Here is a 14,305-nt window from a genome sequence, read left to right as displayed (position 1 = left end):
GAGAGACGTTATGTTTTTAGTCGACTCACACTGCCATCTCGATGGCCTGGATTATCAGTCTCTGCATAAAGATGTGGATGACGTTCTGGCGAAAGCCGCCGCCCGCGACGTGAAATATTTTCTGGCGGTCGCCACCACGCTGCCTGGTTACAACGCCATGCGCGAGCTTATCGGCGAGCGGGAAAACGTGGCGTACTCCTGCGGCGTGCATCCGCTCAATCAGGACGAGGAATATGATGTCGAAGAGCTGCGTCGTCTCGCCGCCGACCCGCGCGTCGTGGCGATGGGCGAAACGGGGCTTGATTATTATTACACGCCGGAAACTAAAGCCCGCCAGCAGGAATCGTTCCGTCATCACATCCGCATCGGCCGTGAGCTGAACAAGCCGGTTATCGTCCATACCCGTGATGCGCGTGAAGACACACTCGCTATCCTGCGCGAAGAAAAAGTGACGGACTGTTCAGGCGTACTACACTGTTTTACGGAAGACAGAGAGACGGCGGGCAAACTGCTGGATTTAGGGTTCTATATTTCCTTCTCCGGCATTCTGACCTTCCGCAACGCGGAGCAGATCCGCGAGGCGGCGCGTTATGTCCCGCTCGATCGTCTGCTGGTGGAAACCGACTCGCCGTACCTGGCGCCGGTTCCGCACCGCGGTAAAGAGAATCAGCCTGCGCTGGTGCGCGATGTGGCGGAATATATGGCGGTGCTGAAGGGCGTGAGCCTGGAAACGCTGGCTGAAACCACCACCCGCAACTTCTCCACGCTGTTCCACGTTGACCTCGCCGCGCTGCAATCTGCCTGATAAACCGAGTTATTTTAAAGCTCGTAATTAATAGACAAAGCGAGTAAAGTTCACCGCCGAAATTCAGGCGGTGACCCTCGATTTATAAACATCCTGAAACACTTAATGTAAAGAATCGCAAGTTTTCGCCTAAGGTGTGTTTGAAACGTGATAGCCGTCAAACAAAGATCGCGTGATTTATTTTACTCTGCGTAATAAATAAAGGGTACTCAGATGCCCTGTTTATGGCCCGTTTCTCCCCCGGGCTGATGCGTAAAACGCGTAAAAAAAGCACAAATACTCAGGAGCACTCTCAATTATGTTTAAGAATGCATTTGCTAACCTGCAGAAGGTGGGTAAATCGCTGATGCTGCCAGTCTCCGTACTGCCTATCGCAGGTATCCTGCTGGGCGTCGGTTCTGCAAACTTCAGCTGGCTGCCAGCCGTGGTTTCCCACGTCATGGCGGAAGCGGGCGGTTCTGTTTTCGCTAACATGCCGCTTATCTTCGCTATCGGTGTTGCGCTGGGCTTCACCAATAACGACGGCGTATCAGCGCTGGCTGCGGTAGTCGCCTACGGCATCATGGTGAAAACCATGGCGGTCGTTGCACCGCTGGTGTTGCACCTGCCTGCGGAAGAGATCGCCGCGAAGCATCTGGCTGATACCGGTGTTCTGGGCGGTATTATCTCCGGTGCGATTGCAGCGTATATGTTCAACCGCTTTTATCGTATCAAGCTGCCTGAGTATCTGGGCTTCTTCGCGGGTAAACGTTTCGTTCCGATCATTTCTGGTCTGGCGGCGATTTTCACTGGCGTGATCCTGTCCTTCATTTGGCCGCCGATTGGCTCCGCCATCCAGACGTTCTCTCAGTGGGCGGCGTACCAGAACCCGGTTGTGGCGTTTGGTATCTACGGCTTCATCGAACGTTGCCTGGTGCCGTTTGGTCTGCACCATATCTGGAACGTTCCTTTCCAGATGCAGATTGGTGAATTCACCAACGCGGCAGGTCAGGTGTTCCACGGCGATATCCCGCGCTATATGGCAGGCGACCCGACCGCAGGCAAACTGTCTGGCGGCTTCCTGTTCAAAATGTACGGTCTGCCGGCTGCTGCCATCGCTATCTGGCACTCCGCTAAACCGGAAAACCGCGCCAAAGTGGGCGGTATCATGATCTCCGCCGCGCTGACCTCGTTCCTGACCGGTATCACTGAGCCGATCGAGTTCTCCTTCATGTTCGTGGCGCCGATCCTGTACATCATCCATGCGGTACTGGCAGGCCTGGCCTTCCCGATCTGTATCCTTCTGGGTATGCGTGACGGCACCAGCTTCTCGCACGGTCTGATCGACTTTATCGTTCTGTCCGGTAACAGCAGCAAACTGTGGCTGTTCCCGATTGTCGGTCTGTGCTATGCCGTTGTGTACTACACCATCTTCCGTGTGCTGATCAAAGCACTGGACCTGAAAACGCCGGGTCGTGAAGATGCAACGGAAGACAGCAAAGCAGGCGCAACCAGCGAAATGGCTCCGGCTCTGGTGGCGGCGTTTGGTGGTAAAGAGAACATCACTAACCTTGACGCCTGTATCACCCGTCTGCGCGTAAGCGTGGCGGACGTAGCGAAAGTGGATCAGGCTGGCCTGAAGAAACTGGGCGCTGCGGGTGTGGTTGTCGCAGGCTCCGGCGTTCAGGCGATTTTCGGCACCAAGTCCGATAACCTGAAAACCGAAATGGATGAATACATCCGTAACAGCTAATCCAGGCTGACGGGGAGATAAAGGGAGGCGCAAGCCTCCCTTTTTTTACGCCTGAAAACGCGCGGGGAAAGGATGCAGCGAGCGGCAAAACGGGGGAGGCTGGCTGGGGCGTTAATGCCGACAGTATCGCGTTGAGACGGCTATTTTGGCCCGCACTTTGGATGCGTCGCGAGGCGTAACGCCCAATAAAAAAGGGAGCCGCAGGGCTCCCTTTCATTACATCTGACTATTCATCAGAAACTGTAGCTTGCGGTCACTGAGAAATTACGCGGCGCGCCGTACACGCCGTACGTGCCGAGGTAATCGTAATATTCTTTATCAAAGACGTTATTAAGGTTTGCCTGAACCGCGAAATTTTTCGTTGCCTGGTAACGCGTGAACAGGTCGACAACGGTGTAACCGCCCTGAGTGATACGCGTGTCGCCGTTCGGGCCAACAAAATCCTGCCAGGTTTTGGTCTGCCAGCGCGCGCCGCCGCCCACGGTGAGTTCAGGCATCATCGGCAGCTGGTAGCGCGTAAAGAGCTTCATGGTGGTGCGCGGCTGATCCGGGTTGACCGCAAGGCCCTCGTCGTCTTCCGCCACATAGCGGCTCGCGCCGAAGGTCAACTGCCAGTTATCGGTCAGGGCGCCGTTTAGTTCAAGCTCAACGCCTTTACTTACGGTGCCATTGACAGCTTTATAGGCCGACTGGCCGCCGGAGCCCGGAATCGTTACACCGGTATTAACGGCGACGTTATCCTGTTCGATACGAAACACCGCCAGCGAGGCCGTCAGGCGTGTGTTAAACCAGTCTGCTTTGACGCCTGCCTCATATGCCTTGCCGGTGGTCGGGTCGAGAAACTCGCTGTTGATATCGCGCTGCCCGCTTGGCTGGAAGATAGAGGTGTAGCTCGCATACGCTGACCACGTGTCGTTGATGTCGTAAATCAGGCCCGCGTAAGGCGTCACGTCGTCCGCTTTGCTGCGGCGAATTTCATCCGGTTTACGCTCAAGATTATATTTCGCGTTCCATTCAGTATAACGCGCACCCAGAATCAGATGCAGCGGATCGGCAAGAGAGAGGCGCGTCGCGGCATAAAGGGATTTCTGGCGAATCACATCGCGCTGGTACAGCGCGAAATCAGACCAGGTGGGGTTAGCCAGCGTATCGCCGTTATAATTATGAATATTACCGACATCCATCAGTCCGAAGTTGTCATTCACCGGATAGGCGTTGTCGTAATTGTTGCGCTGCCGACTGTAGCTTCCGCCAAACATCATTTCGTGCTGGCGACCCGCCAGTTCGTAACCGCCGCGGACAAAGGCGTCGACTGAATCCTGCTTACGTTCGCCCACGTTCCAGCCGCCCCATGCGCCCTGAAAGAGAGCGGCGTTGTAGCGACCGGTCGTTTTGTCCGGGAATCCATCGATATACATCAGGCGATTGTCGAAGTTGGTTTCGGCATGCATCGCGTTGACTTTCGCTTCCCAGCCATTATCGAAGCGCTGCGTCAGGTTGGCGAAAATTTTGGTGGAATCGAGGTTGGAGTAAGCCCAGTCGGCAGCGGTATTAAATCCACGGCGGAAATGTGTGCGGCTGCCGTCGCTGTAGAGGGAAGGAAAACCGCCCCAGGTCGGGCTGTCTTCTTCACTTTCCTGGTAGTCATACCCCAGCGACAACTGTGTAGAATCGGTAATGTCGGCATCCACGACACCGGAAATGAATTTTTTACGATAGTGGTTACGCTCAACCCAGCTGTCGTTATCCTGATAACCTGCCACGACACGCCCGCGAATGTCGCCGGATTCCACCAGCGGGGCCTGCAAATCCATCACGTAACGCTGTTTATCCCAGCTGCCGTAAGTCGCGGAAACGTTGCCTTTAAATTCTCTGCTGTCCGCATGTTTGCGAACCATGTTGACGTAAGCCGAAGGGTTACCGGTACCGCTCATTAGCCCGGCGGCGCCGCGCACAACTTCAATTTTGTCATAAATCGCCGTGTCGCCCGCGGTATCGCCAAAGTTCCAGCGGTTATCAAGGAACGTCGGCATATCCTCGTAGGCAAAATTGCTGATGTAGAAACCGCGCGCGAAGAAGTTTGTGCGGCTGGTGTCGATACGCGAGACGGTCACGCCCGTGGTGTTTGCCAGTACATCTTCAATGGTATCCAGCTGCTGATCCTGCATGCGCTGTTGGCTAATCACGCTCACCGATTGCGGGATATCGCGCGGCACCAGCAGCATTTTCGTGCCGGATGTCGTGGTTTTAACGCTGTAATCCTGCGACTCATCAGGCGTGCCGCTGTCGGCAGCCGCGTCGACCACAATGGTGTCGTTTGTCGCCGGTGCTGCGTAAACTGCTGGTGCCGCCAGCGCGCTGGCAATGCTTAACGCCAGCAAAGAGGGAAGAGAAGACGCCGGAACGACGCCCTGACGAAGTGCATGCTTAGCCATGTGTTGCCCTTAAAAATAATAAAATGATGCTGTGCATCAGGCTGTTGTAGTACGACTCTCATCACTGGCATCCGGCCTGATGAACAGAAATCGCGGGACTAAAACAACGTTCCACTGTCAATAAAAATGAGAACTATAATCATTTGTTTTTGCGGTGTAAACAAATGTAAGACGCGTTACAAATCGGCGGAAACAGGCCTGCCGAAGAAAAGCGCGTGAAGCAGGGCGACAACACCTCGGGTATGCGCTATAAGCGTCCGCTTTATAAAGAAAAACCGGCGCAAAGGTTGAAAGGAAGCGATCATCTCGCTCATACTCTTAGCGTTTATCCAAGAAGGAAAAAAACCATGGCCGAAGAAACCATTTTCAGCAAAATTATTCGTCGCGAGATCCCGTCGGATATCGTTTATCAGGATGAGCTGGTAACGGCGTTTCGCGATATTTCTCCCCAGACCCCAACCCATATTTTAATCGTCCCGAATGTACTGATACCGACCGTCAATGACGTCACGCCGGAACACGAGCAGGCGCTTGGTCGTCTGTTTACCGCCGCCGCGAAAATCGCGCAGCAGGAAGGTATTGCGCAAGACGGTTATCGCCTCATCATGAACTGCAACCGTCACGGCGGGCAGGAGGTCTACCACATCCATATGCATCTGGTAGGTGGCCGTCCGCTGGGGCCAATGCTTGCGCATAAAGGTCTCTGATATGGGCTGCGCACGCACAGGCTGGCTGCTGGCCGCGCTGCTGCTGGCGGGCTGCCGATCCGCGCCGACGATTCCCGTCAGCGACGATCAGGCTGTAGTGATGGAATCCAGCGTTCTGGCTGCGGGCATTACCGCTGAAAAACCAGACTTTTCTTTGCAAAACGGCAAGCCTGGCGCCGCCGCTACCATTTACAATAACAAAGACGCGCCCGTTACCGTCCACTACCGCTTTTACTGGTACGACGCCCACGGGCTGGAAGGCCAGCCGCTGGATGTTCCGCGAACGGTGGTCATCCCGGCGCAGGGCCGTGTGACGGTTAACGGCCAGACCGACTATCTGGCGGCACGGAAAGCCCGTCTTTATCTCTATCTCTGAAGGGGGAAACGTTGAACAGAATGTATCGCTATGCGCTACTGGCGGCTGTCGCCCTGGCGCTGTCGGGTTGTATTGTACCCGGCGAGCAGAAACCCGCGCCGGTCGAAGAAGTGCAACCGGGCACGCAGCAACCTACGCAGCCCGTCCCGCCGCCGACCCAGCCGGTGCCGACTGTGCCATCCGTGCCGTCAATTCCGGCGCAGCCTGGCCCGATTGAACACCAGCCCGAAAACACCACGCCGGAGCCGAAATCGCGCACCTATGACTGGAACAGCGCAATGGCACCGATGGTCGGCAAAATGTTACAGGCCGACGGGGTAAACGCGGGCAGCGTGCTGCTGGTGGACAGCGTCAATAACCGTACCAACGGCTCAATGCAAACCGGCCCGGCTACCGAGGCACTGCGCGGCGCGCTGGCGAACAATGGTAAATTCACGCTGGTCTCGGCGCAGCAGCTCTCAATGGCGAAACAGCAGTTAGGACTTTCGCCGCAGGACAGCCTGGGCTCGCGCAGTAAAGCCATCGGCATCGCCCGTAACGTGGGCGCGCAGTATGTGCTCTACGCCAACGCCAGCGGCAACGTGAACGCCCCCACGCTGCAAATGCAGCTGATGCTGGTACAGACTGGCGAAATTATCTGGTCCGGTAAAGGTGCAGTTCAGCAAACCCAGTAATCTGAGCCCGGAAGGGTTTTTACAACAGAGTTTTCCGGCGGCTTCGGCCGCCGGCGTCATTTGCGCGCTACCGGGCCTCAGCGACGGCGCCTGGCGTGTTGTCGTTGATGGCGACACCCTGGTGGTGCGCCGCGACGCGCGGGTAAGCCGCGCGCGTAGCCCACGCCAGTATCGCGCGCTGAAACGGCTGCCTGCGACGCTCGCGCCGCGCCCGCGCCGCTGCGACAACGGCTGGCTGGCGGTCACTTTTTTACCGGGCGACATTCACGACACGCTGCCGCCTGTGCCGCAACTCGGTGCGCTGCTGTATCATCTGCATCGTCAGCGACGCTTCGGCTGGCGTATCGAACTGCTGCCGCTGCTGATGCGAGACTGGCAGCAGAGCGCGCCGACGCGCCGCACGCGTTTCTGGCTGCGTCTGCTACACCGCATGCGCCGCCTCGGCGAGCCGCGTCCACTGCGTCTCGCGCCGCTGCATATGGACGTTCATCCCGGCAACCTGGTCTGGGCGCAGGAGCGACTGATGCTTATTGACTGGGAGTACGCGGGCGATGGCGACGTTGCGCTGGAGCTTGCCTGCGTCTGGCTCGATGACGCGACGCGCCAGGCGCTTATTGCCGACTACGCGAAACGAGCAATGATTAACGAGACGTCGCTGCGCCGTCAGGTGGCGCGCTGGCGTCCGTGGAGCGGGTTACTGATGGCGGGCTGGTATGAGCGCCGCTTTCAGGAAACCGGCGACCGCACATTTATCACACTTGCAGACGAGGCCTGGCGCCAGCTGCGGGAAAACGAATACGAAGGGAGAGAAACATGGGTCCGGTAATGCTGGATGTGGAAGGCTTTGAGCTTGATGCCGAAGAGCGTGAAATTCTGGGGCATCCGCTGGTAGGTGGGCTTATCCTGTTTACCCGCAACTATCACGATCCCCAGCAGTTGCGCGAGCTGGTGCGTCAGATACGCGAAAGCGCGCATAACCATCTGGTCATTGCTGTAGACCAGGAGGGCGGACGCGTGCAGCGTTTTCGCGACGGGTTTACCCGACTGCCTGCGGCGCAGAGCTTTGCCGCCCTGCTGGGTATGGAGGAGGGCGGGAAACTTGCCCAGGAGGCGGGCTGGCTGATGGCCTGCGAAATGATTGCAATGGATATCGACATCAGCTTCGCGCCGGTGCTGGATGTCGGGCATCTCAGCGCCGCGATTGGCGAGCGCGCGTTTCATGACGACCCGGCAAACGTGCTGGCGATGGCAAAACGCTTTATTACCGGTATGCAGAGCGCGGACATGAAAGCGACCGGCAAACACTTCCCGGGCCACGGGGCCGTCAGCGCTGATTCGCACAAAGAGACACCGCGCGATCCGCGCCCGGCTGCGGAGATTCGCCGCCACGACATGCTGCCGTTTCGCGAACTTATTAGTTACAACATGCTCGATGCTGTCATGCCGGCGCACGTCGTCTATAGCGATGTCGATCCCCTGCCAGCCAGCGGTTCGCCTTACTGGCTTAAGCAGGTGCTGCGCGGTGAACTCGGTTTCGACGGCGTGATTTTCTCTGACGATCTCTCAATGGAAGGCGCGGCAATTCTTGGCGGCTATGCGGAGCGCGGGCAGGCGGCGCTGGACGCCGGTTGCGATATGATCCTGGTCTGCAATAATCGGAAGGGTGCCGTTAGCGTTCTGGATAACCTGTCGCCGATCAAAGCAGAACGTGTTACACGTTTGTATCATAAAGGTGTAATTTCGCGTCAGGAACTGATGGCGTCAGCGCGCTGGAAGCAGGTAAGCGGCGAGCTTACCGCACTGCATGAGCGCTGGCAGACGCACAAGGCGGGGTAATTCGTTGCCCTGAAGCTGCTACGCTGGGATGAGAATGCGATGATTATCTACTTACACGGTTTCGATTCAAACAGTCCGGGTAACCATGAGAAAGTGCTGCAACTGCAGTTTATCGATCCGGATGTGCGGCTTATCAGCTACAGCACGCGCCATCCGAAACACGACATGCAGCATCTGCTGCGCGAAGTGGACAAGATGCTGCAGTTAAACGTCGACGAGCGGCCCCTCATCTGCGGCGTGGGGCTTGGCGGCTTCTGGGCGGAGCGTATCGGTTTTCTGTGTGATATCCGGCAGGTTATCTTCAACCCCAACCTGTTTCCGTATGAAAACATGGAAGGCAAAATCGACCGGCCGGAAGAGTATCTGGATATCGCGACCAAATGCGTTGAGAACTTCCGCGAGAAAAACCGCGACCGCTGTCTGGCTATTCTCTCGCGTGAGGATGAAGCGCTTGACAGCCAGCGCTCGGCGCAGCTGTTGCATCAGTTCTACGAAATCGTCTGGGATGAAACGCAGACGCACAAATTCAAAAATATTTCGCCCCACCTGCAACGCATTAAGGCTTTTAAAACACTCGGGTAATGCCTGCCTGAAACATCAAGCGCCATCATATCGACGATGGGCCAGCCGCAAGCTGGCCCATTTTGTTTATCTTTAATGCATAAAAATTGATGCACATCAAATTTGGTATGACCAATGCACCGTTCATGTTATGCTCGTCTCTGTTGTGAACCGGGTTGCTAAACTATTGTTAATTAAAAGCTATTTTTAATAACTTTGAATTAACAATTAGTTAAACACTTTAAGGGGGTCACGTTGACTACGCCATTAAGAAAGATCGTTATCGTGGGCGGCGGTGCCGGCGGACTGGAGCTCGCCACGCAGCTCGGTCATAAACTGGGCCGCGGCAAAAAAGCGAAAGTCACGCTGGTGGATCGTAATCACAGCCACCTGTGGAAACCGCTGCTGCACGAAGTGGCGACCGGCTCGCTGGATGAGGGCGTTGATGCGCTGAGCTATCTGGCGCATGCGCGCAACCACGGTTTCCAGTTCCAGCTGGGTTCCGTTGTGGATATCAACCGCGACGCGAAAACCATCACGCTTGCCGAACTGCGCGATGAGAAAGGCGAACTGCTGGTGGCTGAGCGTAAAGTCCCTTACGACACGCTGGTCATGGCGCTCGGCAGCACCTCCAACGACTTCAACACGCCAGGCGTCAAGGATCACTGCATTTTCCTCGACAACCCGCACCAGGCGCGTCGTTTCCATCAGGAAATGCTTAACCTGTTCCTCAAATATTCCGCCAACCTCGGCGCTAACGGCAAAGTGAACATCGCGATTGTCGGCGGCGGCGCAACAGGCGTTGAGCTCTCCGCAGAGTTGCATAACGCGGTGAAACAGCTGCACAGCTACGGCTACAAAGGGCTCACCAACGAAGCGCTGAACGTGACGCTGGTGGAAGCGGGCGAGCGTATTCTCCCGGCGCTGCCGCCGCGTATCTCCAGCGCCGCGCACAATGAGCTGACCAAGCTTGGCGTACGCGTGCTTACCAACACCATGGTGACCAGCGCGCAGCAAGATGGGCTCAACACCAAAGACGGCGAATTCATTCAGGCTGACCTGATGGTCTGGGCGGCAGGTATTAAAGCGCCAGATTTTATGAAAGAGATAGGCGGGCTCGAAACCAACCGCATCAATCAGCTGGTGGTGGAACAGACGCTGCAAACCACGCGCGATCCGGATATCTTCGCCATTGGCGACTGCGCGTCCTGCCCGCGTCCGGAAGGCGGCTTCGTACCGCCGCGCGCCCAGGCGGCGCACCAGATGGCTTCCTGCGCGCTGGACAACATTCTGGCGCAGATCAAAGGCAAGCCGCTCAAGCCGTACGTCTATAAAGACAAAGGCTCGCTGGTATCGCTGTCGAAATTCTCGACCGTCGGCAGCCTGATGGGCAACCTGATGCGCGGCTCTATGATGATCGAAGGGCGTATCGCGCGCTTTGTCTACATCTCGCTGTATCGTATGCATCAGATAGCGCTGCATGGCTACTTCAAGACCGGCCTTATGATGCTCGTTGGCAGCATCAACCGCGTGATCCGCCCGCGGCTGAAGCTGCACTAAGCAAGACATCCGCCCCGGCGCCCGCCAGGGCGGATGAAATTTTATTTCCGTCACCTTTTCCCTTCAGACTCCTCTCAATCCGCTGATTCGCCCCGGTTAATCCTCTTTTTTGAGTCGTTTTCTGATTTGCCATTCGTTTCCTCAATTGCAAAATTGTTACTAATTGCACAGCCGGGAGGAATTCCTGTGAATAAATCAATGTTAGCGGGTATCGGTATTGGGGTGGTTGCTGCGCTGGGCGTAGCGGCGGTGGCGAGTCTGGATGTTTTTACTCCTTCGCCGAAATATGCTCAGGTGGTTTCTGCCACGCCTATCAAAGAGACCGTGAAAACGCCGCGTCAGGAGTGCCGTAATGTCACCGTGACGCATCGTCGTCCGGTTCAGGATGAAAACCGCCTGACCGGCTCGGTACTGGGCGCGGTCGCAGGCGGCGTGATTGGCCACCAGTTTGGCGGCGGGCGCGGTAAAGATGTCGCGACGGTGGTGGGCGCGCTGGGCGGCGGCTACGCCGGCAACCAGATCCAGGGTCATCTGCAGGAGAGCGATACCTACACCACGACTCAGCAGCGCTGCAAAACCGTCTATGACAAATCAGAGAAAATGCTCGGTTATGATGTGACGTACCGCATCGGGGAAGAGCAGGGCAAAATCCGTATGGATAACGATCCGGGCAGCCGTATTCCGCTCGACAGCAACGGACAGCTGGTACTGAATCAGAAAACCTGAAAATAAAAAAGCGTTACGCACCATTGCCCCTCTCGCACTCAGGCAGAGGGGCTTTTTTATGCCTGCGCCCCGGTGGGAAACCACAAAATACGCATGCGAAAACGCCCATGCGTCACGGGCTGTGAGGCATGGGCGTTGGCATTACATAGCACTGTGTTGTCTGAATAAAATAAAACCCGTGATCAGCACTGATAAAAACGCATAAAGAATAGAACCACCGCAGAACAACCAAAGGCCAAATAACAATGTTATTACTATTAACACCTTAAATAATGGTAATAGCAAAGCCATGTTCATCTTCCTTCTGTAGGTGTATAGCCAAAAATCGTCTCTTGTCTTCCATATTTGAAACTTGATACACCACGGATACTGTGTGGAAAAAAGTCCTCGTCCCTGCATGGCACCGTCTTCATGACGTGAATAACTCCAGTTCTAATAATTGATGGTGCTAATTAATTAGCACACGAATAATCATTTCTTTGACGATCAAAGAGTAGCTATTCTGAAGGATATATTTGCCAGTTTTTTCCTATCAATAAACGGCGCAGAAAGGCTTTCAGCGAAACGGCGATTATTCATAGAATTTATGGGAAAAACGGGAGTGGCGGATGCCGCTCCCGGAAGGCGGGGATACTATTGCAAGAGGTGCGGCCACAGTCGCATAGTCATATTCACAATCTGAATCAATTCTTCCTGGCTGGCGCCTTCGCGTGCGCTTACCGACATGCCGTGCACCAGGCAACTGATAAAGCGTACCAGTGCAGGCAAGTTGCATTCTGATGGAATTTCTTTTTTCGCCTGCCGCTCACTTAAAAAGCGCAGCAAAATTTCTTCGCGTTGCGTATGACGGGCTTTCAGCGTGGCGGCGATTTCTTCAGACGATGCGGCGAGCGCCGCAGACGTCGTGACCATAAAACAGCCCGCCGGCGTCTCTTTACTGGCAAAGCAGCTCGCTACCGCGCAAAGATAGTCATGCAGCGCTTCATCGACGCGTTTATCAGCGCGAAACAGCAAGGTTTCCTGCTGTTGCGCGAAGCGTGCGATATAGCGGTCAAGCACGGCGCGAAACAGCCCCTCTTTATTGGTGAACTCCGCATACAGCGTCGGCGCTTTGGCACCGGTCGCTTCCACCAGATGCGCCAGCGACGTGGCTTCGTAGCCATGCTGCCAGAATAGTGCCATGGCCTTATCAAGCGCCGCTTCCCTGTCGAACACTTTCGGTCGGCCACGGCTTTTTTTTGCGCAACTTTGCGTTTCTGTTGTCATGGTGCCGTTTAACCTCTTTATCTGAACCTGCCTTCAAAATACCCCTTTTTGCACCGGGAGTACCAGCAAAACCGCGCCGGATGTAGTTTCCAGCGGCGGGTCGCCGTAAGCGAGCTATTAATATAACGATCGTTAAAAATTATATTGACACGTGATGCAGATCACAACTATCATTTATCTATCGATCATTAATTAAATAATGTTAACGACCCTCTGTTACCGAACCGTCTTACTGATAAAAAGGTTACCCTATGAAAAACGTCAACATGCTGTTCGCCGTCGCCATTCTGAGTTCGCTGTCATTTGCAAGCGTCGCTGCCGTCCAGGTGCAGTCAACGCCAGCGGGGCAGCAGAAAGTGGGCACTATCTCCGCCACCGCCGGGACTAACCTGTCGTCGCTCGAAGCGGAGCTTGCGCAAAAAGCGGATGAAGCCGGTGCGAAATCGTTCCGCATCACCTCGGCGAATGGCCCGAACGCCCTGCACGGCACGGCGGTTATTTATAAATAAGCTGAACCGACACACAGCAAAAGGCCCTGTTCAGCGACAGGGCCTTTTTTCGTTCAGGGCTCAGATGGCGTTAGAAGTGGGTTCAGAAGCGTGCGCGGTGACGTTGACCGGCACGCCAGCGCGCAGGCGCAGCGCGTGCTCCATCACGTCGCGGTCGGTCTGCGGGGCAGACTGGAACGCCTGAAGGGTTGCGTTCAGTACAATCGGCAGCGTTTTCGGATCGTCCTCAATCCGTTTTGACAGCGGTTGATGCACCTCTACCAGATGCCGGCCATCCGGTTCTACGGACGCTTTCACCGGCGCGTTAATGATATTCACGCGCGTTCCGACCGGCACCACGCTGAATAAATGCTTAATGTCGTCATCGCGCAGGCGAATACAGCCGGAGCTAACGCGCATCCCGATACCGAAATCGGCATTCGTGCCGTGTAGAAGATAGACGCCGCCGTAAGCCGCAAGGCGGATCGCGTGGTGGCCCATCGGGTTATCCGGCCCGGCCGGGACTACCGGCGGCAGATCAATACCCTGGGCTTTATAGCGCGCGCGGATATTGGCGGTCGGCGTCCAGGTGGGGTTAGCGCGTTTTTGCGAGACGGATGTCTGCATCGTCGGCGTCAGCGTATCGCCATCCAGTTGACCGATGCCTATCGGGTAGACGGTCACGCTGTTTTCGCCCGGTGGGAAATAGTAGAGCCGCAGCTCGGCAAGATTAATGAGAATGCCTTCGCGCGGCGCGTCCGGCAGCAGCATCTGGCGCGGAATCGTCAGTACGCTGCCCGCGCGCGGCACATACGGATCAACGCCCGGGTTCGCCTGCAAAAGCGCCAGAAAGCCAACGTTATAGCGTTTGGCGATCGCCTCCAGCGAGCCGCCGTCGTCTGCCACCGTGTGGTAGAGGGTTTCGCCGATAAGCCGGCTGCCAGGCGGCGGCAGCGGATAGGTATTGGCCATCGCATGGCTTGCGCCAAGCGTCACGCTCGCGGCGAAGGCAAGCCATGACAGCCAGCGGGTAAAACGCGCATTTTCTCTTTTCATTTACAGATCCCAAAGGCAGAGAAGCTTTTGTAATTTATTGATAAAGAGAGAAGTATGGCGGGGGTTCGTCCAGGGAAACCCTG

General features: G+C 56.0%; 14 protein-coding genes. 11 read left to right on the top strand and 3 right to left on the bottom strand.

Translation table 11 applies throughout. From position 1 onward, the window contains the following. The first annotated feature begins 10 nt into the window (after positions 1 to 10). Positions 11 to 805, top strand: a complete 795-nt coding sequence (locus AFK63_RS10865) for a metal-dependent hydrolase (RefSeq protein WP_038863594.1) — start codon at positions 11 to 13, stop codon at positions 803 to 805. 298 nt (positions 806 to 1,103) lie between these two features. After that, the gene (ptsG, locus tag AFK63_RS10860) at positions 1,104 to 2,537 is read left to right on the top strand and encodes a PTS glucose transporter subunit IIBC (RefSeq protein ID WP_038863592.1); all 1,434 of its coding nucleotides are present in this window, start codon (positions 1,104 to 1,106) and stop codon (positions 2,535 to 2,537) included. Between the two features lie 233 nt (positions 2,538 to 2,770). Here ptsG and fhuE read toward each other — a convergent pair whose 3' ends face one another. Beyond that, positions 2,771 to 4,972 (bottom strand): ferric-rhodotorulic acid/ferric-coprogen receptor FhuE, encoded by a 2,202-nt coding sequence (gene fhuE, locus AFK63_RS10855; RefSeq protein WP_050568153.1) that lies wholly within the window; start codon positions 4,970 to 4,972, stop codon positions 2,771 to 2,773. Between the two features lie 347 nt (positions 4,973 to 5,319). Here fhuE and hinT point away from each other — a divergent pair, with 347 nt between their 5' ends. From hinT to AFK63_RS10815, 8 genes are all read left to right on the top strand, one after another. Further along, complete coding sequence (gene hinT / locus AFK63_RS10850) at positions 5,320 to 5,679, top strand: purine nucleoside phosphoramidase (RefSeq protein WP_038863589.1); 360 nt, start codon at positions 5,320 to 5,322, stop codon at positions 5,677 to 5,679. Between the two features lies 1 nt (position 5,680). After that, complete coding sequence (locus tag AFK63_RS10845) at positions 5,681 to 6,055, top strand: YcfL family protein (RefSeq protein ID WP_038863587.1); 375 nt, start codon at positions 5,681 to 5,683, stop codon at positions 6,053 to 6,055. 20 nt (positions 6,056 to 6,075) lie between these two features. Further along, positions 6,076 to 6,729 (top strand): penicillin-binding protein activator LpoB, encoded by a 654-nt coding sequence (gene lpoB / locus AFK63_RS10840; RefSeq protein ID WP_038863585.1) that lies wholly within the window; start codon positions 6,076 to 6,078, stop codon positions 6,727 to 6,729. After that, a complete protein-coding gene (gene thiK, locus AFK63_RS10835; RefSeq protein WP_038863583.1) occupies positions 6,707 to 7,555 on the top strand; it encodes a thiamine kinase in 849 nt (282 codons plus the stop codon). The genes lpoB and thiK overlap by 23 nt, the downstream gene beginning before the upstream one ends. Then, positions 7,543 to 8,565 (top strand): beta-N-acetylhexosaminidase, encoded by a 1,023-nt coding sequence (gene nagZ, locus AFK63_RS10830; protein WP_038863582.1) that lies wholly within the window; start codon positions 7,543 to 7,545, stop codon positions 8,563 to 8,565. Before thiK ends, nagZ begins: the two co-directional genes overlap by 13 nt. 39 nt (positions 8,566 to 8,604) lie before the next feature. Further along, positions 8,605 to 9,147, top strand: a complete 543-nt coding sequence (ycfP, locus tag AFK63_RS10825) for an alpha/beta hydrolase YcfP (protein ID WP_038863581.1) — start codon at positions 8,605 to 8,607, stop codon at positions 9,145 to 9,147. A gap of 234 nt (positions 9,148 to 9,381) precedes the next feature. Further along, complete coding sequence (locus tag AFK63_RS10820) at positions 9,382 to 10,686, top strand: NAD(P)/FAD-dependent oxidoreductase (protein ID WP_038863578.1); 1,305 nt, start codon at positions 9,382 to 9,384, stop codon at positions 10,684 to 10,686. A gap of 186 nt (positions 10,687 to 10,872) precedes the next feature. Next, complete coding sequence (locus tag AFK63_RS10815) at positions 10,873 to 11,412, top strand: glycine zipper 2TM domain-containing protein (protein ID WP_038863577.1); 540 nt, start codon at positions 10,873 to 10,875, stop codon at positions 11,410 to 11,412. Positions 11,413 to 12,045: 633 nt separating this feature from the next. Here AFK63_RS10815 and AFK63_RS10810 read toward each other — a convergent pair. Further along, the gene (locus AFK63_RS10810; RefSeq protein WP_038863574.1) at positions 12,046 to 12,678 is read right to left on the bottom strand and encodes a TetR/AcrR family transcriptional regulator; all 633 of its coding nucleotides are present in this window, start codon (positions 12,676 to 12,678) and stop codon (positions 12,046 to 12,048) included. Between the two features lie 251 nt (positions 12,679 to 12,929). Here AFK63_RS10810 and bhsA point away from each other — a divergent pair, with 251 nt between their 5' ends. Next, positions 12,930 to 13,187, top strand: coding sequence for a multiple stress resistance protein BhsA (bhsA, locus tag AFK63_RS10805; RefSeq protein ID WP_038863572.1), 258 nt, complete (start codon positions 12,930 to 12,932; stop codon positions 13,185 to 13,187). A gap of 60 nt (positions 13,188 to 13,247) precedes the next feature. Here bhsA and ldtC read toward each other — a convergent pair whose 3' ends face one another. Further along, the gene (gene ldtC, locus AFK63_RS10800; protein WP_038863571.1) at positions 13,248 to 14,222 is read right to left on the bottom strand and encodes a L,D-transpeptidase LdtC; all 975 of its coding nucleotides are present in this window, start codon (positions 14,220 to 14,222) and stop codon (positions 13,248 to 13,250) included. Positions 14,223 to 14,305 lie beyond the last annotated feature (83 nt).

Source organism: Cronobacter muytjensii ATCC 51329, from assembly GCF_001277195.1.
Lineage (GTDB): Bacteria > Pseudomonadota > Gammaproteobacteria > Enterobacterales > Enterobacteriaceae > Cronobacter > Cronobacter muytjensii.
Note: the sequence above shows the minus strand (reverse complement) of the source record. Positions and strands in the feature narration are given on the sequence as shown.